This window comes from Microbacterium sp. NPDC089186, assembly GCF_040685115.1.
Classification (GTDB): Bacteria; Actinomycetota; Actinomycetes; order Actinomycetales; family Microbacteriaceae; genus Microbacterium; species Microbacterium galbum.
The window spans coordinates 144,833-164,942 of the sequence record NZ_JBFBHJ010000004.1; the positions used below are offsets into that span (position 1 = coordinate 144,833).

The following is a 20,110-nucleotide window of genomic DNA, read 5'->3' on the forward strand; positions in this document are numbered from 1 at the left end:
CCTGACCGGCGTTCCGCTCCGTGGGGATCAGCGGCGAGGGACCCCGCCCGAGCGGAGCGCCGCGGACGCCGCCTGATCGCGCGCGAGCACATCGTCGCCGCCGCGACCGCGCGTCTCGCGCGCCGACAGCCCCGCGTCGGTCAGCCGCCGGCGCAGGCCCGACCGCAGTGTGGGCAGCGTCGCCGCCATCCGTGCGGGCCGACGGGAGAGACCGAACAGCAGCACGAGCCCGGGGCCGTCCACCGGCCGTAGCTCGACGCGGGTCGGCGCCTCGCTCGCCGCCCAACGGAGCGACCGGAGCTCGGCGAGACCGAGGTCGACGATCGGTGCGCCCTCCGGCATCCGTTCCACCACCATCCGATCAGTGGTCACCCGCACGCGCGCGTCGACGGTGCGGGAACGTGCGATCAGCAGCAGGCCGCCGTAGACGGGCAGGCCGACGAGCCAGCCCAGGACGATGACGATGAGCAGCGGGCTCATGCGCATCGCGACATCGGAGAACCCGACCACGAAAGCGACCAGCGCGCCCCCGCCGCCCCCGATCAGGATGCCGAGCACGAGCCGATACGTCGACAGCCGCAGCGGCACGACCGGCAGGCGCAGCCCCCACACGTCTCCGCTCCGCTCCCACTCGGGAGTCACCAGCCGTGCCGCGCGCCGAGCGGAGTCCGCGCGGACGAGACCGGACACCCGCCCGATCAGGGTCAGCCAGACCCATCCCTCGGCCGGGACGGCCGCGTAGGACGCCGCCGTGACGATCGCCGCATCGACCGGAGCCGGCGCCGCGTGCTGCGTCAGCGCGTACAGAGCCACTCCGGCGGCCGCCGCGAGGCCGATGTGCAGCGAGAACGAGAGGGCGAGCGAGCGCAGGGTCATCAGCGCGCGGACGACCGCGTGCGCGACGAGCCAGCCCGCGGCGAGACAGAGGAGGAACCCTCCGAAGTCGAACGCCGTGCCCAGCAGGGGCACGGCCGCGAGACCGCACACCACCGCCCAGACCAGCGGATGCCCGAGCGCACCACGAACCCCGATGAGGCGTCGCCCTCCGCTCATGCGATCCCCCGCTCGTCCACGCCGACCCACCCCGCCGGTGTCACGATCCTACGAGGACCCGTGCGCCGACCCCGGCGGACCCGTCGGAGAGCGATGAGCCGCCCCGCCGCGCGCCCCGACGACATCCGCGCGGGCGACGATCGTGACGGTGGCCGTCACTCCCCCGGGACCAGCAGCCCGCTCTCGTACGCCGCGATCACCAGCTGCGCGCGGTCGTGCGCACCGAGCTTCAGCATCGTGTTCTTCACGTGGGTCTTCGCCGTGTGGGGGGAGATGAAGAGGGATGTCGCGATCTCGTCGTTCGACCGCCCGCGGGCGATGTGGCGCAGGACTTCGCGTTCCCGGTCGGTCAGCACGTCGAGCGACGGCGCCTCCCCCGCGACCGGCGCTGCGCGCCGCACGTACTTCTCGATGAGACCGCGGGTCGCCGCGGGCGACAGGAGCGCGCCCCCGTCGTCGACGGCGAGCACGGCGTGGATGATCTCCTCCGGCTCGGCGCCCTTGCCGATGAAGCCGCTCGCTCCGGCGCGCAGCGCTGCGACGACGTAGTCGTCCTCCTCGAACGTGGTGAGGATCAGTACGCGGGTGTCGGCCAGCGCCGGGTCGGTGCAGATACGGCGGGTTGCCTCGATGCCGTCCATGCGCGGCATCCGGATGTCGCACACCACGACATCGGGGCGAAGCGCCTGGGCGAGCGCGACGGCCTGCTCGCCGTCGGCGGCGTCGCCGATCACCTCGATGCCGTCGGCCGCGTCGAGGAGGTCGTGCACCGCGGCGCGGATGAGGGCTTGATCGTCGACGACGATGACGCGTGTCGGGCTCATGCGGAACCTCCGGGTCGAGCAGTCGGGCGGGGGGCGGGCACCGGCAGACGCGCGGCGAGACGATAGCCGCCGGGCGCCGGTCCCGCGTCGAGGCGACCGCCCGCCGACTCGACGCGCTCCCGCAGGCCGATCAGGCCGAAGCCCGACGGGGAAGGCTCGGCGGCGGCCTCCTCGGGGCGGAAGGGGTTGGTGACCACGACCTCGAGATCGTCGCCGTCACGACGCAGCAGCACGTGCACGCGACGGGCCGTGCCGTGCTTGAGGGCGTTGGTCAGCCCCTCCTGCACGACGCGGTAGGCGACGATGTCGACGCCGAGGGGCAGCACCTCGTCGGGGTCGCGCTCGTCGCGGACGGCCGCATCCCACCCGGCGACGCGCACCGACTCCACGACCGCCCCGAGGCGCGCGAGCCCCGGTTGGTCGCGGGCGTCCACGTCGTCGGGGGTGCGCAACACGGCCAGCATCGAACCGATCTCGGCGAGCACGTCGCGGGAAGCGGTGCGGATCGTGGCGAGCGCCTCGCGGGCCTTGTCCGGGCGGGTGTCCAGTGCCGAGCTCGCCACTCCCGCGTTCAGGCTGATGACCGAGATCTGATGGGCGACGGCGTCATGGAGGTCGCGGGCGATGCGCAGGCGTTCTTCGCTCACGCGGCGCCGCGCTTCGGCCTCGCGCGTCTGCTCGGCGCGCCGGGCGCGCTCGAGAACCGCCGCGACGTACGCGCGGCGGGAGCGCGCGGCATCTCCGATCGCTCCGGCGAGCGCGACGGCGAGGCCGACCTGCAGGAACCGCGTGTCGAGCCCTGTCATGAGGCCGATGACGATGCTTGCGCCGACGAGCCCCACCACCCCCGCGATGGCCACGGGCGCGGCCTCCCTGCGCCCGACGCGGTCGGCCATCCCGTAGGCCGCGATCGCCGTCGCCAGCGCCGCCCCCGGCGCGAGTGTCCCGAGCACGAGGGCTCCCACGAAGATGGCGATGCAGACGACGAAGACGAGACGCGGCCACCGGCGGCGCAGCGGCAGCAGCAGCGCCGGCAGCACGATGAGCACGTGCACCAGGGGGCTCGACGGCCGCAACTCGGGGAACGGGACCGGCGCGAACGAGGGCACGACGACCAGCACGGCGATGACCACGTCGACGAGCCAGGCGCGCCCCGCCGGCACCAGGCGCGGCGGCGTGTCCGTGGCCGGGTCGGGTCGCATCCTCCCAGTGTGGACTGCTCACTCCCCCGCGGGTATCGCCCGCACGGGGCATTCGCGGAATACCCCCGCGGGGGGAGTCGCCCACCCCGCGCGAGCGACGCGGAGCGGTGCGCTCGCGAGCGACAGTGAGGTCATGGCATCCGAACCTCCTCCTCCCCTGCTCTCCGTCACCGATCTGCACAAGTCCTACGGCCGCGGATCCGCGCGCTTCGACGCGCTGCGCGGTGTGAGCCTCGACATCCACCGCGGCGAGAGCATCGCGATCGTCGGCAAGAGCGGATCGGGCAAGTCGACCCTCATGCACCTGCTCGCTCTCATGGACGCCCCCTCGAGCGGAACCGTGCGTCTGGAGGGGAAGGATGCCGCGACCCTGCGCGGGCGCCACCTCAACCGCACGCGCAACAAGACGTTCGGCTTCGTGTTCCAGCAGTTCTTCCTCACCCCCAGCGCCTCGGTGCTCGAGAACGTGATCCTGCCGTTGAAGATCGCGGGCGTCGGACGCGCTGAACGCCGCCGGCGGGGACTTGCGGCGCTGGCCGAGCTCGACATGCAGGACAAGGCGAAGAACAAGGCCACGGCCCTCTCGGGTGGGCAGAAGCAGCGCGCGGTGATCGCCCGCGCTCTCGTGAACGACCCGCGGGTCATCTTCGCCGACGAGCCCACGGGCAACCTCGACTCCGCCACCGGCGCCGTGGTGGAGGACATCCTTTTCCGCCTCAACCGCGAGCACGGCATCACTCTCATCGTGGTGACCCACGACGACGAGCTGGCGGCGCGGTGCGACCGCCGGGTGCAGATCCGCGACGGCGTCATCGTCACCGAGGAACGGAGCGCCGCATGAAGACCACCGACCTGGTCGCCACGGCCGCCGCGAACACGTTCCGTTCCAAGACCCGCACGATCCTCACGGTGCTCGCGATCTTCGTGGGCGCCTTCACGCTGACGTTGACGAACGGTCTCGGCACCGGCATCAACCGCTTCATCGACGACACCGTCTCCTCCATCGGCGCTGCCGACGTGCTGACCGTGACGAAGACGGGAACGGGGGCCGCGGCATCCGCAGAACCGCAGAAGTACGACCCCGACGCGGTCTCCTCGGCGAACACGAACCCCGGTCGCCCCGGCGCCACCGCGACCGTCTCGGCACTGACGGATGCCGACATCCGGACGATCGAAGACCTTCCCGGTGTCGCGTCGGTGAGCCCCACCCGCGCCGTGCAGATCGACTACGTGCAGGTCGACGGCGGCGAGCGCTACGTCGCGAGCGCGGGCTCGCTCATCGGCGGCCAGACTCCGCAGCTGGCGGCGGGCGCCGCGCCCGACGAGTCCTCCGACGCGCTCGAGACCGCGATCCCCGAGTCGCTCGTGACGCCCCTCGGCTTCGCGGACGCCGCGGATGCCGTCGGGGCCACACTGACGATCGCCGTGTCCGACCCGGTGCGCACGCAGCACGTGGTCTCGGCGACCATCACGGGCGTGACCGAGGGCGCCTTCGCCTCCACGACCTCGTTGACCACCAACACCGCTCTGGAAGACGTGTTGTTCACCGCGCAGAACACCGGGGTCCCGGCCGATGAGCTCGATCGGTACGCGAGCGCGAGCGTGACCCTGTCGTCGGCGGCGGCGCAGGACGTCGACGACGCCAAGACCGCGCTGTCGGATGCCGGCTACTCCGGCCAGACCGTCTCGGATCAGCTCGGCACCTTCAAGGCGGTCATCGACGGCATCGTGCTCGTCCTCAACGCGTTCGCCGTCATCGCGCTGTTGGCGGCGAGCTTCGGCATCGTCAACACCCTGCTGATGTCGGTGCAGGAGCGCACGCGCGAGATCGGGCTGATGAAGGCGATGGGCATGGGCAGCGGCCGGGTCTTCTCGCTGTTCAGCCTCGAGGCGGTGATGCTGGGACTGTTGGGCAGTCTCATCGGCGCGGTCGTCGCGATCGGCGTCGGCACGGCCGTGAGCGCGCAGCTGGGGCAGACGCTCTTCAGCGATCTGCCGGGGCTGCAGCTCATCGCCTTCGACCCCGTGTCGATCCTGGTGACGACGGTGGCGATCATGGCGATCGCGTTCCTCGCGGGGAGCCTCCCGGCCGCGAGGGCGGCACGCGCCGATCCGGTGGAGTCGCTGCGGTACGAGTGACGGCGGGACGGGCCCGGGGTGACGCATCCCGGGCCCCGAGCGCAGCGCTGCACACGGCACGGCGCTCGGTCCACCGGAACGTCGACGGGGGTCCTCAGGCGAACACGAGCTCGATGTTCGCGTGATCGCGGAACACCCCGACGACGCGGTCGAAGTACGTCTCGCCGCGTCCGGCCTCGAGCTCGTCGAGGGCACGTCGCGCCGGTGCGACCGCATAGACGTCCGGGCGTTCGAGCTTGCGCCGCAGGTAGGCGAGGGTCGTCTCCACCCCGAGCGCCGCTCGCGCCGCCTCCGCGTCGCGCCACAGCACGCGCACCGGTTCCGAGCCGTGCAGGACCCCGAACCCGCCGTACAGCAGATCGTCCAACGCGTCGAGGCTCTCGCCGAGGGTCCAGGGCTCGTCCGGCATGAACACGCGGTTCAGCTCCGCGTACAGGGATGGGATGCCGTGCACCCGCGATCCGTCGATCTCGATGAGCCGCGCGGTCATGGCATCCGCCCTCCTTCCACGGGATCACGACGAAGGACCGGAGCCTGTCGGCATCCGGTCCTGTCGTGAGTGGCCCTGGCGGGCCGCGGGACGATCAGTCTCCGCCGTTGATCACCGAGAGGTACGAGCCGAAGGGGCGCGCGGTCTCGGAGGCGGAGAAGTCGTCGGCGAGGCCCTCGTGGGGCGTGGTTTCGAACTGCATGCATCGAGTGTGCCCGCACGGGCGCTTCACCACATGCTGCTTGACAATCCGCCGATATCTCGTCTAGCTAACTACTTGGCTCTCTAACTGAATGGTTCCGTCGGCCGGATCTCGAATCGGATGCCGTCACTCCGGCGCCCCGGCCGAGTCGGGCGCGAGCACGATGATCCCCGCCCCCACGAGAGCGACGGCCGAGCCGACGTAGTCCCACACCGTGGGACGGAAGCCGTCGACGACGATGCCCCAGGCGAGAGAACCCGCGACGAACACCCCGCCGTAGGCGGCGAGGACGCGCCCGAAGTGCGCGTCCGGCTGCAGCGCCGCGATGAAGCCGTACGCGCCGAGCGCGACGATCCCGAGCAGCGCCAGCCACCAGCCCCGGTTCTCGCGCACCGCCTGCCAGATGAGCCAGGCACCGCCGATCTCGGCGATGGCGGCGAGAGCGAAGAGCACGACGATGCGGGCGGTGACCATCGGGCCATTATGGCCGCGACCCGCCCAGGGAACCCTGCCGCATCCGCCCGGAAGACGGTCTGGAGACGCCCGGGTTACGGTCGTCCACGCGCGCATTACGGAAAGGAAAATTCTCGGCCAGGACCTATCTCCGAGGGCTACATTCCCCGCAGGGGGTGATGATGACTCGACCTCGCACCTTGACACACATCTACACACTCGCGGGCGGCTGGCAGAAGGCCCCCCACGAGCCCCTCACGCCGGAACGAGCCGCCGCGTTGCGCGACCAGGGGATCATGCTGGTACGCGCGCGTCGCGGCTTGTTCGACACGCGTGAGATCTCGCTGCGGCAGTATCCGCCGACACGCTGACCCTCCGAAGAGGGGACAGACACCCCCACCGACGACGCGTAACGTCGTCCTCCCCCGCTCCAATGGCGCAGCGCCCTCGAAAGCTCGTGTTCTGGAGTGGAAATGACTCGCCCTCGCACCGTGACCCACGCCTATCGCATGCCCGGCGGATGGGAGACGCTCCCCCACCGCCCCCTCACCGCCGAAACCGCCCACGCACTGCGTGACGAGGGGTACACCCTCGTCCGGGCTCGACGCGGGTGGGGCAACTCGAAAGAGCTGTCGCTCTCGCATTACACCCAGCAGCCGGCCGGCGCCGCCCCGTGGTCCGACGCCGACATCCGCCCGTCGGGGTCGTCTGCGGCCTGACCACACAGCCTCCCCCTGAGCGGTGAGGACCCGGATGCCGTGCGTATCGTCCCGCGCGCATCGGGCGCGGCGTCCGGCCTCACGGCATCCGCGTCCTCGTCGTGAGCCCCCCAACTCCGCGCCCGGATTCCGGGGACGGCCCGACGGGGGAGGCCGATCGAACCGGAGCTCCGACGAATCCCGGTAGTGCGAGCGGAAAGCGATTGCCCCACCGGCAGGTAAAGTCGCTTGAATCGGTCCGCTGCATTCAAGGGGGGCAATGCCGATGCCAGGGTCGCAGACGATCACGCACGCCTATCGACTGCCGGGAGGGTGGGAACCCGTGCCGAAGCAGCGATTGAGCGTCACGAACGCTCTCGCTCTCCGCGCTCAGGGCTACACGATGATCCGCGCGAAGCGGCGGTTCCGCAGCCCGTACAACCACTCGATGGTGCAGTTCCTCCAGGCGGCCGGTCACTCGGACCGCTGAGGCGCGACCTCTCCCAAGACGGTGCTCTCCCGGTGCCTGCGCATCCAGGAGACCCCGCCGACGCGCGTCGTATTCCGTATAGCCTTGGCGGATGACGTGCACTCGCCCCGCATTCGACGAGATCTCGCAGTGGGTCGCCGACTACGAGCAGGACGACCGCGTCGCCCACGCGACCGTTCACGTCCTCCCGCAGGACGACCCCGAGCACGCCGACTCGGGCATCGTCGCCGTCCATCTCAACCACGGTCCGGCGTCCATCTACCTCAACATCGACTGCGACCGCACCTGGACCGCGACCCTCACCGAGCGTTCCGGGGAGTTCCCGCTCACCGGAACGCACCTGATCTCCCTCGGCGAGGAGCTGTTCACGACGGGCAAGCTCTGCGAATACCTGCAGAAGCGAACGGATGCCGCGACGGTGGACGCCGCCTGATCTCCCCCGCCGCGGACGTGCCACCGTAGCTCGGAGCCCCGCGTCCGACGCCGAGATACCTGCGCAAGGTGTGCGCGCCGCTCGACAACGGGTGCGAGACTGCCGGTATGGAATCGCTCGAGGACTCGCCGCCCCGCCGCTCCCGCGAACAGCTCGAAGCATGGGTCGCGGAGTTCGAAAGCGAGGAGCACTGCATCGCGGGTTCGATCTCGGTCGCCCCTCAGGAGGACGACGGCGAGGACGACACGGGGCTCGTCATCCTGCGCCTGCGCAACGCGTCGGCATCCATCCACATGCGACCGCGCAGCTACGACGACCCGATGTGGGAACTGACCCTCAGCGAGCAGCCCGAGAGTCTGTCTCTGTCGATCCACGACATCACGAGCCTCGCCGCCGAATACGTGATCGCCAGCAACCTCTGCACTTTCCTCCAGTGGAAGTCGCTCGAGTGGGACCGCAACAGCGGGCGGCACGCGGACTGACTCGGCGGGCGCGCCCGATCGGATCGACACGGGAGGGCACCGGATCACTCCGACGCGTTCCGAATGGTCACCGGATCGTGTCCGTCCGCGTGCGCGTCGACGGCGTGCAGTCTCGCCCGCCGCAGAAGCATCCCGAATGCGGCGCAGTCGACGCACGAGCAGGGGCCGCGCGTCGGGCGCATCGCTGACCCGGACCGGAAGCCCGCCTGACGCACGCGGCGAGCATTCTCAGCTCGTCGAGCATCCGGTGAGCGAGGAGGTGACAACGGCGTCCGACTTCGCCCCTGTTGCGGTGTAGCCCTCGGGCAGCGTCATGAGAGCGTTCAAAGTCCACCTCGCGCTCGTCGACAGAGTCGTGCGGAACGAGATGGCTGTTCCCGCCGGAAGGTCTGCGGTCAGCGTGAATTGGGTAGCCGTGCCGCTGAGCCGAGTCTGCGTTGTCATCCCCGAAGGGGTCGAGGAGAAGACTCCGATACTGGAAACTCCTGTGCCGGAGATGAGCACCGTCGTTCCTGTCGGTACCGGTGCGGTGGCGCTGGCGACGAGAACGAACCCCGGCCCCTGAATACCCGGAGCTCCGCAGGAGCCGGAGAGCGAATACGCGCCGACATCGGACGTGGACGCCGCCGCGCGGGGTGCCGCGACGGCGATGGCGATTGCGGGAACTGTCCACGCAGCCGCTTTGATAACGGTGCGGCGATCCATTCCAGCGTTCGCGGTGGAATGGTCGGTGATGAGCTCGGTCACGAAGTCCCCCGTCGTTGCGGGGGTGCTGCCTCGATCGACTGGTGCCGCCCCGTGCAGTCCCATTGCCACCCCGTGCCGCCGAGTATGCATGAATCACATGACGTCTGTGTAACTGAGCCAAGAAATCAGCTCGGCAATTCCGACATCGCGTGTCCGCGGCACTTCAACAGCCGATAGCATCCGTGGCATGAGCGATCTCGAACGCGGTGTCATCAGTCGCCGCGCCCTCGTCGGGGCTGCCGCATGGAGCGCGCCCGTGATCGCGTTGGCCGTCGCTGCGCCCCTCGCATCAGCGAGCACCACACCTCAGCTCACCTACCGGGTGAGCGGCCCCACTGACAACAACGGCATCACGTCCTACGTGATCTGGATCACCAACGACGGCACCACTGCCCTTGCCGCCGGCGACCTCATCGCTGACCTTCCGGCGACCGAACCGGATTACTTCTACTCGGGATACAGCGGCGATGTCGCTTGGCGGTACGGCGACGGAGGCGAGTCCGTCGTCTGGTTTTTTGCAGCACCCATCGAGCCCGGCGCCGAGAGCGGGGCTTTCATCATCTACCTCGGCCGCCAGGGGCCGGAGCAGAGTTCCCCGCCGACGGCTGTCATCACCTTCTCGGCGCCGGGTCGAGGTTCGGTGTCAATTCCCCTCACGCTTCTCTGAGTAAAAGGACGCCGGGGCAATGAGTGCTGGCGTCAGTCGGACCGAACACGATCGCTTCCGCCGGGACTGCTCCTCCCCGGAATGTGGTGCTGACCCATCGGAATGAGTCACATGCGATCACGCACCCCAGGGGCCTTTGCTGCCGGCCTGCTCACCCTCTCCCTCATCACAGCCCCCACCGCCGCCAGCGCCGACTCGGCACCCGACTGCCTCACGGTGCCAGGCAAGGCCGGTGCCGCCATTGACGCGAACATCGCCGGCTACCCGGTCGAGAAGCCGAGCGAGTACCGGACTGTCGACGGGCAGAAGGAGCCGGTGTACCGCGTCAAGATCGGGCAGACACTGCACATCCCCACCCGTATAACCAATTCGGGCACCTGCCACTACTGGACGTTCGGCGGCGACCTCACCGCCATCGGCCACGATGCCTTCAAGACGCCCGGCAGCAGCACCTACGTCGAAGGAATCGGAAACCGAATCTGGGCCGCGTCCATCGGCGTGCCCACCTGGGACCCCGACCCAGACCGAAATCACCCGTACACACGACGCTCCGAGCGCCTCTACGTAGAGGTCTCTCCCGGCGACACCGCGAAACGACTGTGGCCGATCACGGTGGACAATATTCCCCGAGCAGGAGTCCTCTACGGCGTCCGGTTCCGTTACGACACCGACGTGTCCGACCCGCCTGTATCCGACAACGCCACCAGCAAACGTATCTGGCTCGTCCGCGACTGACGTCAGTGCCAGGTCCAGACGATTCTGTTAGAGCCGCTGATCGAACCGCACTCGGCGCTCATGTGCCCGCTCATGAGACGCACGCCCGTCGCCGGAAACGACAAGAGGCCCGAACCCCCGCAATCCTGCGGAAGTTCGGGCCTCAACTGTCGACATTGTCTATCTCTGTTCCAATAAATCAACGACCTCTGTTACGGCGGCGCAACTCCTTGAGATTTCCGCCTCTGTCAGGGATTCTTTGCGAGAGTTTCAACCTCGAGCCAAGCGTGGCTGGAACCGCCTGAACACCGACCAACAGTCTGCGGTCGTCACCCGGTACAGCAACGGCGAGACCTCAACCACACTCGCTGAGGAGTACGGCGTCGCGAAGTCCACCATCCTGCGGATCCTGCGCGAAGCCCGGGTCCTCGTGCGCCGTCAGCCGATGACTCCCGACCAGGTGAGCGAAGCATCTCGGCTTTATCAGGCGGGATTATCACTTTCGCAAGTCGAAAAACAGCTCGACGTGAACCAGGAGACGATGCGCGCAGCCATCCTGAGGGCTGGTGTCGTGCTGCGTGAACCGACGAAAACAAAGACCGCGTAACGCTGCCGCTCGGCCGTCAAACAAGTGAAGGACCGCACCCGTACAGACGGGGCGGTCCTTCACTTGTTCGGCGCCGTCGTCACAGGTCCGGGAGGTCGTCCAAGTTATTGCGGGTCGTGTTGTCCCGATCCGTGCGGAGATACTTGCCAGTCGCGCCGTTGACGACACGGATCTCCGTGCGCTTCTCAGGCCACTGCACGTAGTACGTGTGGATGCGGAGCTCGATGTCGCTGATGGCGTCTGCCTTCGCACGCGGCGACCAGTACTGGCCAGGCGTGCCGATGGCGGTGATGTCACCGTCGCGGTTCTTGCGGGAGTGGGTCACTCGTCGATCTGGCATGATTCCTTGCTCTCTTGATGAGGGTGAGATGAAGCGGTGACGAGCGAAGCCGACCGCGGGCCGGCTCCGCTTCGATCACTTCTCGTTGCGGACGCCCTTGTGCTGGTTGGGGCTGCCGTTCATGATGCGGCCCGTCGAGGTGTCTCGCTTGAACCAGGTCTTGCCGACCTGGAACTCACTGCGCCCCTTGACCGCGCCGACGCGGTGACCGCGTCCCGTGTTCTTCGCCATTTCCGGCTCCATCTCTGGGGGCTGACGGTCAGCCCCTCACTAAGTAGTCGGAGCAGGAGGCGATCGAGTTAGCGGCAGCTTTCGCAGAGGCCGTCGACGAGCAGGTGGCGTTGGAAGAGCATGTAGCAGCCGGTGCAGGCTTCCTCGGTCTTGGCAGCTCGGTCGCACTGACAGTTCTTGCAGACTGGGCAGAATCCCTGGCCGCACGCGGGGCAGGGATAGCTCTGGAATGATCGACTCTGTCCACAGCAGAAGACGGTCAGGAGGGGGCGCGTGTCGAAGTCGCGCGGCGGGATCATGTAGCCAGGGTCGACCCTCCAGATGTCATGTCCGGCCAGTACCGCGATGATCCGCCGGTCAGCGGCGATGGCGTCGGCATAGAAGTCGGCGGTCCTCCCCCACGAGTCACTCCACGTGATCCGACGGGTGAAAGCCGCTCCGGGAGCGATCTGCCGGAGGGCATGGGCGTCCGGCAGGGTCTGTCCGCGCCATGGGTAGACGACGGGCCACCCATCATCGGGCTCGGGCTGGATACTCGCGTGCGCGACTTGACCGTCGAAGCGGTCGACAAGCACGACGGCGCCCAGTCCTCGGATGCGTCGTGAGATCGCGATCGCGCAGGCCTGATAGCTGGCCTGGCTGTTGTCGAAGAGGTCCTGCACGTGGTGGGCACGCACCAGATCCGCGCCAACGACTTCGGCAACAAGCGCGTCGGGCAGCAGAAGACGCTGGGCAATCTGGTCGCACACCGTCTCGAGCAGCGCGGCCGGATCCGACTGATCAGCGATCCAGTCAAACAGCCCCTGGTCTCGCTCAACGATCCAATGGCCAAGCTCGTGCGCAAGAGTGAAGTTCTGGCGCCGGCTGTTCGGTGTTGGCGCGTACAGAATGACCCCGTCGTCGAGAAACGACATGCCATCGCAGAAGCCACCATCGCCACGACTGCTTGACAGCGAGTCCACCGCACGGACCGACAGATGCAGACCTGCGGTGAGCGCTTCGCTTGGGTCGAGGACGAACTGCTCCTGTACCGCGGGGGCGAGGATCTTCACGGCGCGCTCGATCCACGGTCCGAGCTTCACGAACCCTCGGCACTTTCGACTGACTCGACCAGCGCCTCAAGCGTCTCGAGCAGAACATCGGCTTCGGGAGCACCACCCCGGTGCACCGCGACCAGCATCCGCGACTCCAACGCAGAAGCCGCCAGCGCGATGGTAGTTCCCTGGATCCGCGCCCACCGCTGCGCCAGTGCCTTGAATGCTTCTGATCCAACGACAGCGGCCAGACGCGCACGCTCAGGGTCGGCGCCTGCGCTCCGGCGCAGGCGATCCGCGTCGACGCCGGCCTCCTCCGCGAGCGCATTGATCAACGCGGGGGTGTGAGTCAGATTTTTGCCACTCTCCCAAGCGAAGACATCCTTGCTCGTGACGTCCCAGCCACGCGCGGTGAGGTGCTGCGCTAGCGCACTGATCGTCAATCCCGCGCGTTTGCGAGCGGTTGATAGTGCCTTGCCATCCAGCTCAAGCTCCGCGTCGGGAACGAGCCCGAGCATGGCCGCGACCGGATCATCGGCAAGGGGCGGAGCGCTCTGCTGACTAGCCCAGGCGACATCGGCCGCCTCGAGCAGCCCTTGAAGCTCGGGGCGGTCCGACGCGTGGTCCGCTCCTGCGACAACGGCCGACCGGCCGACGCGGGCGTCAAGGATGTCCGCAATCTCCTGGTCTCGATCATCTGAGTGCATGGTCACCCTCCTTCCTCCGCTGCGGCTTTGATCTTGGACAAGACTTTCGTACTGATCTGGCTGACGCGACCAGGGCTGACGCCGAGCTCCGCCGCAACTTCGTCACGCGTACGGTCCAGCACGATGTACTGGGCCAGCACTTGCTGCTCCTGAGGGTCGAGGAGCGCGACCACAGGACGCACACGCGCCATCTTCTCGAGCCACTCCGCGGCATCATCTTCATCTGGCGCCGCCACTCCGCGCACATACTCCTCGGAGTACTCCACACCCCGCACGACCGCGGCGGATCGCACGATGTCGAGCGCCCGCCGCTTCGACGTTGCCACTAGCAAAGCTTCCCAACTACGTGGAGGCTCCGCCGGAGCCGCCTTCATGAGCGACACCATCGCCTCCTGGACCGCATCAGCGGCCAGGTCGAAACGCCCACTCCCGCGCAGCACTTCGTAGGCGACCCCGTACATCGCATCGCGATGCTTCTGATACAGGGCCGCCCAGTCGTAGGAGGGATCAGGCATGCGGAGGGTCCTCGCCGGGTGCACTCATCTCGTATCCCTCCATCGGCGCCGACGGTCGTCGCCTTAAAGATTAGTCGGGACAACCCACCGGATAGTTAGCGACGCATCAGCAGTTAGACGCATCACACAGACAACTCAGCTCACTCCTTCCCCTTAGCGACGGTGGTCGGCGTCAACGCTAAGGGCAGCCAGAAGGTGGCACCGGCAGAGCCCTGTCTACAGGAACGATTGTTGACTCGCGTGGCCTCCGTCTTGCCCGCTGCAGCACGGGCGCTGGTCGTATCGGCCGAAAGTGCCCGTGGGATTCTAGGTGATCCACGGCCAGGGGACGCGGTCGCGCTAACGGATTAAAGGGTGGCCCACGGAGACTCGGTTATCGGGCGGTCAAGCCGGCGGGCCGACGTCGTGGCCGTTACGGCTTTAGCTTGCTGAGACGTTCACCGATGCGGGTGCCGTCGCGGCGGTCCGGCGGGCAGTGGGCGAGCCAGCGTGTCAGCACCGTGATTTCCTCGCTGCGCTGCCCGAGCTTGCGGTGGATAATCGCGGCCTGCTCGGTGTACCACGGCGCTGGTTCGCTGCCCTCCCTATGAGCCTCCGCGCCTTCAATCGCGGCGTAGCAGAGGGTCAACGCCTCGTAGAGGCGTCCCTCGCGTTTGAGCTGCTTGATTGGCTCGACCAGCTGCAGGTAGTGGACGTCGGCGATCATGCCTCGCTCGAAGGACTCGGCTCGCGCACCGCCGCCCGAGAGCGCATCCGCCACCATGCGGTCGATGTCTTGTTGGTGCGCCGCAACTTTCGCACCCGACGATAGCGGCGGGCGGTTGGCTACAGACCACTGCCACTGCGCCGGCCCCTCCGCCAGCCACGCCCAGGCCTCTGCCCGCAGCCCCTTGGGAAGGACCTCGGTGAAAATCTGCACCTGCGCTTCTCGGGCGCCACTCGTGGATAGGTCGATCAGCTTCGCCAGGTAGCCAGGGAGGTACCCGATCTTCTCCCCCTCGACGTGCACGGCCACCGCATGAGGATCCGCCTGATTGTCCGGCTCACGTTGCAGCGTGCCGCCCGTCTCGATGTAGCCGCCCTCACCGGCGCCACGCCGTTCGGCAAGACGCGCAATCGCGTCTTTGGCGAAAGTCGTCGTGCCGGTGAGCTTCACAAGGTCTTGCTCGCCGCCGAGCGCGTATGTCATGTCGGCCCGCACCTGCGGACGGGCGAGATTGCGCGTTTCGGGCGGCTTCGTCGCCACGACCGGCGTCTCCGCCGACTCGGCACGACCGAAAAGCTTGCTCAGGAAGCCCATAGTAAGAATTCTGGCAGGCAGGCCTCAGACGGCGCCGTCTTCTTCGTCAATGCGCGCCAGGAGGATGTCGTAGATCTCGTCCCGGTACCGCGGCTTCACGCGGTGGCGAACGCCGCGCTGCATCTCGGTCACGAGCTTCGAGATGTCGGCAGCGCCCCGAAACGACCCACCCACGGCGAAGTACGCGCGCATCCAGAGCACCGGATCGACGGGGTATCCATGCGGCGCGAAGGCGCGCACCAGCTGCACGATGGCGTCCTTACCTCGGCCGGAGGAAAGTCCGTTGTAATCCTCGCTCTTGATGGACTCAGCCGCCTGCAGCAGCACCGGGCTCAGCACATCTGCCACTGTCCCGCTGTGCAGATCAGTGGCTCCCATCGCATCCAGCCAAATGCGGATGGGGTAGTTCTCGTGATGAACGATCACAAACAGCTTCTCCAGGTGACCTCCGCGGACGAGCTCAGCGAGCAGGTCACAGTGCCGTTCCTCGAATGGGCGGAGCACAGTGATCGCGTGAGAGATGGTCGCGTCGTCGCGGATCAGCTCGTCGAGCTCCCGAATCTCGACCACCGTCCGATCGGACGCCGTGGGAGCAATATGTTCCACGATCGTGCGGTCCAGACTGGCTTGGTCTTCATAATGCTTCTTGCTCGCCGTGGCGAACAAGTATGGAGCGGGCCCAAGCCACTCTCGTATGCGGGCGCTCTGCGGCTCCATGGTGGTGCCGCGCTGGCCCCAGTTCGACAACGTCATGTACGCGAGTTCTGTCACGCGCATCATGCTGGCATGGGCTTCCGACATGCGGCACACATAGGTCTCGACGTCGGATCCGGGGAGCACCATGGGACGAGTCTGTCTTCGCCGCCGGCCGGGGAATCACGTGCCTGACCTGGACCCCACCACGTTCCTAGAAGCAGCCGCGTGGGTACCCGACGATGCCCCGCGGCTGTCGTGGGAAGAAGCCGCTGACCTCGCCCTGCAATTGACATGGGAGCGGAGCGACGAGGAGGGCACTGTACCCCTAATTGTGAGCACCACGTTCCAGAATGGGCGAGGCATCCGAAGCCTGGGCGACATCGCTGGCCGAGATGAACACGCGACCCCGCATGGCAAAGAACGATTCAACGCCGGCCCCGTGTCCGGCAATCTATATGATCGGCTCGCTCCGCGTCGATCATTCGAACCAGAAAGGACAGCCGGTTTGAATATCCTCGTTGTCCTCCCCTCCCTGACGACATTGTCTATTTCTGTTCCAATAAATCAACGATTTTCGTTACGGCGGCGCAACTCCGCGAGATTTCCTCCTCTGTCGGGGATTCTTTGGGAGAGTTTCAACCTCGAGTCAAGCGCGGCTGGAACCACCTGAACACCGACCAACAGGCTGCGGTCGTCACGCGGTACAGCAACGGCGAGACGTCAACCGCGCTCGCTGAGAAGTACGGCGTCGCGAAGTCCACGATCCTGCGGATCCTACGAGAAGCACGCGTAGTCGTTCGTCGACAGCCACTAACGCACGATCAAGTCCGTGAAGCAGCGCGCCTTTACGAATCTGGGCTGTCACTTTCGCAGGTCGCGAAGCGCCTCGACGTGAACCAGGAGACCATGCGGACGGCCATCCTGAAGGCCGGTGTCGTCTTGCGGGAGCCGACACGGGCAAATCCGCATAAGTGCACACACCGCGCTCATGCACCCCAACTGTCGTAGCTCGGGCCATCAGACGCCGGCGGCGCCACCGGCTTCTGAATCCGCACGCTCACTGGAACGGGGAATTCGACGCCCATCAGGATCGCTTCTCCAGGCACGAGGCTCGGGAGAAGCTTCGTGGCGGGGTGATCGAGTTCGGCGGCCGCCTGCTCAACTCGCTGACGATCACGCCGATCCGCAAGTCCGTGCACGATTTGTCATACCGACCTGGCTGAGCACGCTGGCTGGCAGGTCGCGTGGACGCTGAGTGTCCACGTCGACGGTGAGCCCGCACTTCCGGCCTTCCTTCGCAATCGCGTCGTGGTGTCAGGAGTGCAAGCTGATTTGAGGTGTCGTCAGGTCAGCTACGTCTGTCGAGGCGGCAGCGCGCATGGCGGAGGCGAAGCGCAAGCGGGACAATCAGGTCGCCCGAGCCGAGCGCGAACTCAGGAAGGCGGAGAAGGCTGCGGCCGAGGCGGGGAAAAAAGCTCGTCGAGCTGCAGGTCGGTCGGTGACGACAACCGATTAGATCCGGTAGTAGGTCTCCGGCTCCAAGCTCGGCTTCCAGCCCTGGTTCTTCGGGTGCGTCATGAGCCACCGAACCATCCCGTTGAGCGCGTCGCTGAGGTCGTGAAGCAATGCCACTTGCCGATGCACGAAGGTCTTGTCCGTGATGTTCGCCCGCAGGACGTGTGCTGGCTTTTGCCGCGCTTGGCGAATCTCCCGCAGGGGCTTCATGAGCGCCTTCGCATCAACCGCGCTGAAGCCTCTGGACTCCAAGAGCGCCGCGAGACGAGTCAGCGTGCCAAGGTTCTGGTCGTTCTTGTCCTTTCGCGGCGCACCCGCGGCGTCCAGAGCGTCGTGGCGGACGTTCTCGGACAGCAGCTTGTCGAGCTGCACGATGAACTCATCCCATTCGCGCTGCGACGGGCGAAGCATCCAGCCGAGATCCTGCGGCCGATCGATGTTCTTGAAGAGCGGCTCGCCGAAGGCGCCGGCCCAAAGGGAGTTCAGGCTTTCCAGCTCGAGGAAGAGGTGATGGAAGGGACCAATGCCGTCCGGCCAGTGCCCCATCTGCGTCTTCCACCAAACCGGGTGGGCCTCGAGCTTGTCGTCCGGGACTTGGTACGACTGCCAGCGCTGCTGGTGCTCTGGAGTGAGCTTCGAGAGGTCTCCATAAAACGCTGCGACGCGGCGCACCATTGGTGAGTCTGGGTTCTTCGGGTCGTAGCCAGTGAGGTCGTACGCGAAGCCCAGGTGACTCAGCGAGATCTTGTCGCGCTCGAGCTCACTCTGGTCGAGGAAGGCCTCGTCGCCGATCCCCATGTCGACGCCAAAATCCCAGAAGGTGAATTGGTAGCGCGGGTCGTTCCGGTACGGCTCAAGGACATCGAAGCTGAAGTAGGCCAGCTCGAGCGTCCCGCGACCTTTCGCCATCGCAGTGCTGAACGGATACCCGTTGTAGCGAGCAGGAATCCGGACGCCTTTCAGGACCGACGGCGTTGGGTAAAGCACGATCCCGTAGAAGGCCGCCCCGAGCTTGTCGAGCGATTCAGCCTGTGACTCCACAGTCCGGCGCGAGGGCCAGGGTCGTATGTGCGGGTTCGGATAATCGAGGTGTTCGACCATCACCTCGAGCTGGCCGCCGAGCACCAGGCCCTTGGCCACTTCCACGAGGGCGGGGTCGGTGTCAGGCTCCAGATAGAGACCGTTGAAGTCCCCCGAATTGAAGTAGCGATCAACGACGGCCTTCATGAGAGCGTCGGGAGTGGCTTCAATCATGGCTCCATTGAATCGCATCGATGGCCTGGAACTGAATCGGCCCGACTATGTCGAACGGAGTGCCAGGCCCGACAAACCTGGACCTCGAAGCGCATCGCATCATCCAAGCGCATATCGTGATGACGACCGGCGAACTCCTCACCGCCGAGGGTGCGCCCGATGAGTTCGCCAGCCAGATAGCCCAGGCAATCTTCGCGAATTAAGCTGGCGCCGGTCGCTCTGTTACGTCGCATCTGGGTCAGGAAGTTGTGTCGCAGCCACCGTGGCGCTCTTCTTCGCGTAGCCACCACGGTAGACGCTCCAGGCTTCAAGCTCCTCCGTATCCGGATTCTCGAAGACGAGTACCCACGGTTGCCCACGGAACGAATTGTCGGCGGAGATGTTGCGGTAAGCGCCAATGAAGGAAGAGAGATTCCAGCGGCCACTCGCGCCGTCTGCGGTCCACTTGTTCATGACATCATCGATGGTCCAAAGCGGAACGTCGCCAGGATTGAATACTGCGCGGCGCTCACCGTCCAGGTAAGCGATGCGGCTAGCGTCAGATACCTCAGTGTCTTCCGGCTCTGCCGACTCGTCGGTCGGCGCACTGGGGTCTGGCGGTTGAGCGTCCGTCGTCTTCGCAACCACAGACAGCTTAGCGTCCATGCCGAGCGCTGTGTCTCGCGTCTCATCTGCAATCTGCCGGATCTCCGCGAGCAGCAACTGTTGCTTCTTCATGAGCGCGCTGTGATGACGGTTGTCCGCGCGGGTGCGGTCGGCCTGCTTCGCGAAGATTCGTATGGCCAAGTAGACCCCAAACAGCGAAATGGCAGCGCCGAGCAGAGACAGGGCAATCGTGCCACTGAGGCTCGGGTCGAATAGGCGGAAAGTGGATGTCGCCCCGAGCAGCCAGTCAAGTCCGGCCAGGATACAAAAGACCGTACCCACGCCGGTCGCTATGAGCACCGGCACTTCAAGGCGCTCAAACCATTGCCTGTGATTTGTAGTTTGGTCTTCTTCTGTTGGTTGCGGCACCGCATGATTCACGATGGCGAATCTATCGCGCGCCGCCCGCGAGCATCATCATCGCCGGCGGCGGTGTGCCCTATGGACGGCGCGTACGCTGTGCGGACTGCACGGGATCTTCGTTGCACGGCGGGCATCAACGTGGTTGACGAGGCGCTGAGCGCCGCTACCCCGCGCCTCGCCACCTGCCTCTTCCCGCTCGCGGTGAGCCCGAGTATTCCTACACGAAACTGCTCTGAGTGCTGGGTCGTCAGTCTCGACTGGGACTGCTTCGGTCGCTCACTCGCGGGGCGGGGGAAGCTCGCTTTGACA

25 protein-coding genes are annotated in these 20,110 nt (G+C 66.7%); 10 read left to right on the forward strand and 15 right to left on the reverse strand.

What is annotated here, in order from left to right; genetic code table 11:
- Nucleotides 1–27 precede the first annotated feature (27 nt).
- The 3 genes from AB0N82_RS14490 to AB0N82_RS14500 form a co-directional block, all read right to left on the reverse strand.
- Nucleotides 28–1,053 (reverse strand): hypothetical protein, encoded by a 1,026-nt coding sequence (locus AB0N82_RS14490; RefSeq protein WP_363392472.1) that lies wholly within the window; start codon nt 1,051–1,053, stop codon nt 28–30.
- A 155-nt stretch (nt 1,054–1,208) separates the two neighbouring features.
- Nucleotides 1,209–1,877 (reverse strand): response regulator transcription factor, encoded by a 669-nt coding sequence (locus tag AB0N82_RS14495; RefSeq protein ID WP_363392474.1) that lies wholly within the window; start codon nt 1,875–1,877, stop codon nt 1,209–1,211.
- Entirely contained in the window at nt 1,874–3,079 is a 1,206-nt protein-coding gene (locus tag AB0N82_RS14500; RefSeq protein WP_363392476.1) for a sensor histidine kinase, read from the reverse strand. The genes AB0N82_RS14495 and AB0N82_RS14500 overlap by 4 nt, the downstream gene beginning before the upstream one ends.
- A 133-nt stretch (nt 3,080–3,212) precedes the next feature.
- On the opposite strand from AB0N82_RS14500, the gene AB0N82_RS14505 reads away from it, so the two are divergent.
- Complete coding sequence (locus AB0N82_RS14505) at nt 3,213–3,920, forward strand: ABC transporter ATP-binding protein (RefSeq protein WP_363392478.1); 708 nt, start codon at nt 3,213–3,215, stop codon at nt 3,918–3,920.
- Nucleotides 3,917–5,218, forward strand: a complete 1,302-nt coding sequence (locus AB0N82_RS14510; protein ID WP_363392480.1) for an ABC transporter permease — start codon at nt 3,917–3,919, stop codon at nt 5,216–5,218. The genes AB0N82_RS14505 and AB0N82_RS14510 overlap by 4 nt, the downstream gene beginning before the upstream one ends.
- Before the next feature lie 94 nt (nt 5,219–5,312).
- Here the strand turns inward: AB0N82_RS14510 and AB0N82_RS14515 are convergent, their stop codons facing one another.
- The gene (locus AB0N82_RS14515; RefSeq protein ID WP_363392482.1) at nt 5,313–5,708 is read right to left on the reverse strand and encodes a ribonuclease inhibitor; all 396 of its coding nucleotides are present in this window, start codon (nt 5,706–5,708) and stop codon (nt 5,313–5,315) included.
- Between the two features lie 328 nt (nt 5,709–6,036).
- A complete protein-coding gene (locus AB0N82_RS14520; protein WP_363392484.1) occupies nt 6,037–6,384 on the reverse strand; it encodes a YnfA family protein in 348 nt (115 codons plus the stop codon).
- Between the two features lie 452 nt (nt 6,385–6,836).
- Here AB0N82_RS14520 and AB0N82_RS14525 point away from each other — a divergent pair, with 452 nt between their 5' ends.
- The 4 genes from AB0N82_RS14525 (at nt 6,837) to AB0N82_RS14540 (ending at nt 8,466) form a co-directional block, all read left to right on the forward strand.
- Nucleotides 6,837–7,082 (forward strand): alternative tryptophan synthase beta-subunit, encoded by a 246-nt coding sequence (locus AB0N82_RS14525; RefSeq protein WP_315993028.1) that lies wholly within the window; start codon nt 6,837–6,839, stop codon nt 7,080–7,082.
- Between the two features lie 322 nt (nt 7,083–7,404).
- The gene (locus AB0N82_RS14530) at nt 7,405–7,551 is read left to right on the forward strand and encodes a hypothetical protein (protein WP_315993029.1); all 147 of its coding nucleotides are present in this window, start codon (nt 7,405–7,407) and stop codon (nt 7,549–7,551) included.
- A gap of 91 nt (nt 7,552–7,642) precedes the next feature.
- Nucleotides 7,643–7,984, forward strand: a complete 342-nt coding sequence (locus tag AB0N82_RS14535) for a hypothetical protein (RefSeq protein ID WP_363392486.1) — start codon at nt 7,643–7,645, stop codon at nt 7,982–7,984.
- A 107-nt stretch (nt 7,985–8,091) separates the two neighbouring features.
- The gene (locus tag AB0N82_RS14540) at nt 8,092–8,466 is read left to right on the forward strand and encodes a hypothetical protein (RefSeq protein WP_315993031.1); all 375 of its coding nucleotides are present in this window, start codon (nt 8,092–8,094) and stop codon (nt 8,464–8,466) included.
- A 228-nt stretch (nt 8,467–8,694) separates the two neighbouring features.
- Here AB0N82_RS14540 and AB0N82_RS14545 read toward each other — a convergent pair whose 3' ends face one another.
- Nucleotides 8,695–9,213, reverse strand: a complete 519-nt coding sequence (locus AB0N82_RS14545) for a hypothetical protein (RefSeq protein WP_363392488.1) — start codon at nt 9,211–9,213, stop codon at nt 8,695–8,697.
- A gap of 187 nt (nt 9,214–9,400) precedes the next feature.
- On the opposite strand from AB0N82_RS14545, the gene AB0N82_RS14550 reads away from it, so the two are divergent.
- The 3 genes from AB0N82_RS14550 (at nt 9,401) to AB0N82_RS14560 (ending at nt 11,201) form a co-directional block, all read left to right on the forward strand.
- Nucleotides 9,401–9,880: a hypothetical protein gene (locus tag AB0N82_RS14550; RefSeq protein WP_315993033.1), complete on the forward strand. Its 480-nt coding sequence runs from the start codon at nt 9,401–9,403 to the stop codon at nt 9,878–9,880.
- 111 nt (nt 9,881–9,991) lie between these two features.
- On the forward strand, nt 9,992–10,615 hold the full coding sequence (locus tag AB0N82_RS14555) for a hypothetical protein (protein ID WP_363392490.1): 624 nt from the start codon (nt 9,992–9,994) through the stop codon (nt 10,613–10,615).
- 238 nt (nt 10,616–10,853) lie between these two features.
- Nucleotides 10,854–11,201, forward strand: a complete 348-nt coding sequence (locus tag AB0N82_RS14560) for a helix-turn-helix domain-containing protein (protein WP_363392492.1) — start codon at nt 10,854–10,856, stop codon at nt 11,199–11,201.
- A gap of 79 nt (nt 11,202–11,280) precedes the next feature.
- On the opposite strand, the gene AB0N82_RS14565 is transcribed toward AB0N82_RS14560, so the two are convergent.
- The 7 genes from AB0N82_RS14565 to AB0N82_RS14595 all read right to left on the reverse strand — a co-directional run bounded on the left by AB0N82_RS14565 (nt 11,281) and on the right by AB0N82_RS14595 (nt 16,171).
- On the reverse strand, nt 11,281–11,541 hold the full coding sequence (locus AB0N82_RS14565; protein WP_363392494.1) for a DUF3892 domain-containing protein: 261 nt from the start codon (nt 11,539–11,541) through the stop codon (nt 11,281–11,283).
- 75 nt (nt 11,542–11,616) lie between these two features.
- A complete protein-coding gene (locus AB0N82_RS14570; RefSeq protein WP_022894611.1) occupies nt 11,617–11,772 on the reverse strand; it encodes a hypothetical protein in 156 nt (51 codons plus the stop codon).
- 68 nt (nt 11,773–11,840) lie between these two features.
- The gene (locus tag AB0N82_RS14575) at nt 11,841–12,824 is read right to left on the reverse strand and encodes an ImmA/IrrE family metallo-endopeptidase (RefSeq protein ID WP_363392496.1); all 984 of its coding nucleotides are present in this window, start codon (nt 12,822–12,824) and stop codon (nt 11,841–11,843) included.
- Nucleotides 12,825–12,850: 26 nt separating this feature from the next.
- Nucleotides 12,851–13,513 (reverse strand): helix-turn-helix transcriptional regulator, encoded by a 663-nt coding sequence (locus AB0N82_RS14580; RefSeq protein ID WP_363392498.1) that lies wholly within the window; start codon nt 13,511–13,513, stop codon nt 12,851–12,853.
- A 2-nt stretch (nt 13,514–13,515) separates the two neighbouring features.
- Nucleotides 13,516–14,028: a sigma-70 family RNA polymerase sigma factor gene (locus tag AB0N82_RS14585; protein WP_363392500.1), complete on the reverse strand. Its 513-nt coding sequence runs from the start codon at nt 14,026–14,028 to the stop codon at nt 13,516–13,518.
- A 412-nt stretch (nt 14,029–14,440) separates the two neighbouring features.
- Nucleotides 14,441–15,328 (reverse strand): HIRAN domain-containing protein, encoded by an 888-nt coding sequence (locus AB0N82_RS14590; protein ID WP_363392502.1) that lies wholly within the window; start codon nt 15,326–15,328, stop codon nt 14,441–14,443.
- A 24-nt stretch (nt 15,329–15,352) separates the two neighbouring features.
- Nucleotides 15,353–16,171 (reverse strand): hypothetical protein, encoded by an 819-nt coding sequence (locus AB0N82_RS14595; RefSeq protein ID WP_363392504.1) that lies wholly within the window; start codon nt 16,169–16,171, stop codon nt 15,353–15,355.
- A gap of 477 nt (nt 16,172–16,648) precedes the next feature.
- Between AB0N82_RS14595 and AB0N82_RS14600 the strand changes: the two genes are divergently transcribed.
- Complete coding sequence (locus AB0N82_RS14600; protein WP_363392506.1) at nt 16,649–17,032, forward strand: helix-turn-helix domain-containing protein; 384 nt, start codon at nt 16,649–16,651, stop codon at nt 17,030–17,032.
- Nucleotides 17,033–17,536: 504 nt separating this feature from the next.
- Here AB0N82_RS14600 and AB0N82_RS14605 read toward each other — a convergent pair.
- Both AB0N82_RS14605 and AB0N82_RS14610 read right to left on the reverse strand, forming a co-directional pair.
- Complete coding sequence (locus tag AB0N82_RS14605) at nt 17,537–18,793, reverse strand: hypothetical protein (protein WP_363392508.1); 1,257 nt, start codon at nt 18,791–18,793, stop codon at nt 17,537–17,539.
- 222 nt (nt 18,794–19,015) lie between these two features.
- Nucleotides 19,016–19,819: a hypothetical protein gene (locus tag AB0N82_RS14610; protein ID WP_363392510.1), complete on the reverse strand. Its 804-nt coding sequence runs from the start codon at nt 19,817–19,819 to the stop codon at nt 19,016–19,018.
- Between the last annotated feature and the right edge of the window lie 291 nt (nt 19,820–20,110).

What these genes read in the sequence shown, in the direction of transcription:
- AB0N82_RS14490 (WP_363392472.1), bottom strand. Translation starts at nt 1,053, where the DNA reads ATGAGCGGAGGGCGACGCCTCATCGGGGTTCGTGGTGCGCTCGGGCAT.
- AB0N82_RS14495 (WP_363392474.1), bottom strand. Translation starts at nt 1,877, where the DNA reads ATGAGCCCGACACGCGTCATCGTCGTCGACGATCAAGCCCTCATCCGC.
- AB0N82_RS14500 (WP_363392476.1), bottom strand. Translation starts at nt 3,079, where the DNA reads ATGCGACCCGACCCGGCCACGGACACGCCGCCGCGCCTGGTGCCGGCG.
- AB0N82_RS14505 (WP_363392478.1), top strand. Translation starts at nt 3,213, where the DNA reads ATGGCATCCGAACCTCCTCCTCCCCTGCTCTCCGTCACCGATCTGCAC.
- AB0N82_RS14510 (WP_363392480.1), top strand. Translation starts at nt 3,917, where the DNA reads ATGAAGACCACCGACCTGGTCGCCACGGCCGCCGCGAACACGTTCCGT.
- AB0N82_RS14515 (WP_363392482.1), bottom strand. Translation starts at nt 5,708, where the DNA reads ATGACCGCGCGGCTCATCGAGATCGACGGATCGCGGGTGCACGGCATC.
- AB0N82_RS14520 (WP_363392484.1), bottom strand. Translation starts at nt 6,384, where the DNA reads ATGGTCACCGCCCGCATCGTCGTGCTCTTCGCTCTCGCCGCCATCGCC.
- AB0N82_RS14525 (WP_315993028.1), top strand. Translation starts at nt 6,837, where the DNA reads ATGACTCGCCCTCGCACCGTGACCCACGCCTATCGCATGCCCGGCGGA.
- AB0N82_RS14535 (WP_363392486.1), top strand. Translation starts at nt 7,643, where the DNA reads ATGACGTGCACTCGCCCCGCATTCGACGAGATCTCGCAGTGGGTCGCC.
- AB0N82_RS14540 (WP_315993031.1), top strand. Translation starts at nt 8,092, where the DNA reads ATGGAATCGCTCGAGGACTCGCCGCCCCGCCGCTCCCGCGAACAGCTC.
- AB0N82_RS14550 (WP_315993033.1), top strand. Translation starts at nt 9,401, where the DNA reads ATGAGCGATCTCGAACGCGGTGTCATCAGTCGCCGCGCCCTCGTCGGG.
- AB0N82_RS14555 (WP_363392490.1), top strand. Translation starts at nt 9,992, where the DNA reads ATGCGATCACGCACCCCAGGGGCCTTTGCTGCCGGCCTGCTCACCCTC.
- AB0N82_RS14565 (WP_363392494.1), bottom strand. Translation starts at nt 11,541, where the DNA reads ATGCCAGATCGACGAGTGACCCACTCCCGCAAGAACCGCGACGGTGAC.
- AB0N82_RS14570 (WP_022894611.1), bottom strand. Translation starts at nt 11,772, where the DNA reads ATGGCGAAGAACACGGGACGCGGTCACCGCGTCGGCGCGGTCAAGGGG.
- AB0N82_RS14580 (WP_363392498.1), bottom strand. Translation starts at nt 13,513, where the DNA reads ATGCACTCAGATGATCGAGACCAGGAGATTGCGGACATCCTTGACGCC.
- AB0N82_RS14585 (WP_363392500.1), bottom strand. Translation starts at nt 14,028, where the DNA reads ATGCCTGATCCCTCCTACGACTGGGCGGCCCTGTATCAGAAGCATCGC.
- AB0N82_RS14590 (WP_363392502.1), bottom strand. Translation starts at nt 15,328, where the DNA reads ATGGGCTTCCTGAGCAAGCTTTTCGGTCGTGCCGAGTCGGCGGAGACG.
- AB0N82_RS14595 (WP_363392504.1), bottom strand. Translation starts at nt 16,171, where the DNA reads ATGGTGCTCCCCGGATCCGACGTCGAGACCTATGTGTGCCGCATGTCG.
- AB0N82_RS14605 (WP_363392508.1), bottom strand. Translation starts at nt 18,793, where the DNA reads ATGATTGAAGCCACTCCCGACGCTCTCATGAAGGCCGTCGTTGATCGC.